This is a genomic window from Oleiphilus sp. HI0132, from assembly GCF_001635845.1.
This window is the reverse complement of the sequence record NZ_LWGJ01000575.1, coordinates 1-783: the sequence shown is the minus strand read 5'-3', so window position 1 is coordinate 783 and position 783 is coordinate 1. Positions and strand designations below refer to the sequence as shown.

1 protein-coding gene is annotated in these 783 nt (G+C 41.4%); it reads right to left on the bottom strand.

Annotated features, from left to right (window positions below):
* Positions 1-139: 139 nt before the first annotated feature.
* Positions 140-493 carry an Hpt domain-containing protein gene (locus A3766_RS07085; RefSeq protein ID WP_068508113.1) on the bottom strand — a complete coding sequence of 118 codons (354 nt, stop codon included), beginning with the start codon at positions 491-493 and terminating at the stop codon, positions 140-142.
* Between the last annotated feature and the right edge of the window lie 290 nt (positions 494-783).

Below are 783 nucleotides of genomic sequence, written 5' to 3'. Positions count from 1 at the left end.
CGATATCACGGATCACAACATAAAGAATTCGAAGGGCGTCCCGAAGCAAAGACATAAGGGGATTCATTGAGGGCTTTGGTGAGGCTAAAAGCCAGGCTTCAGCGTCCTTCCATTGATCTAGCAAGTTTTTCAAAATGACCTACCCTGTCGTGACAGCATCAATCTCACAAATCAAAGCAGCTAAGCCAGAGATTACCTCTTCCGCAAGTAAACCCGGAGCTTCACCTAGATCTATTTTATGCTGAAGATCAGCAGCCTTCGCCGATAGAGATGACGCTCTGATATTCCCGGCACTGCCTTTCAAGCCGTGAGCAAGGCGTGACATTAACTCTGTATCGCCCTGCTGCTGAGCATTTAGAAACTCTTCTTCAAACGTCACAAAGCTACCTTTGAAAGAGGACAATACCTGCTTAACAATATCCATATTGTTCATAAAAGTTTCTGTTAGCTTGTCCATGTCGATGCATTGGCTCTCGCTAGTTTGATCACTCATTGTCTATTGAACTCCATTCTTCATTGATACAAAGCCATATCTCGAAAAAAGCGGTATACTTGAGGCTGTGAAACTTACATTGATACATTGTTCTATTTTTAAGATTAGCAGACATTATCACAGACACATACTCGATAACGACTTTCAGGCTTTCACCCGTACCTCGATAAAAGAAATGGCCTCAATATTAAAGTAAGTTATTGGTTTTCATATACAAATATACCGATCCAACACCACTATTTATGTATAAGTTTTTTGAAAAGCTGGTAGAGCCGTTTCCTCCCGATCAT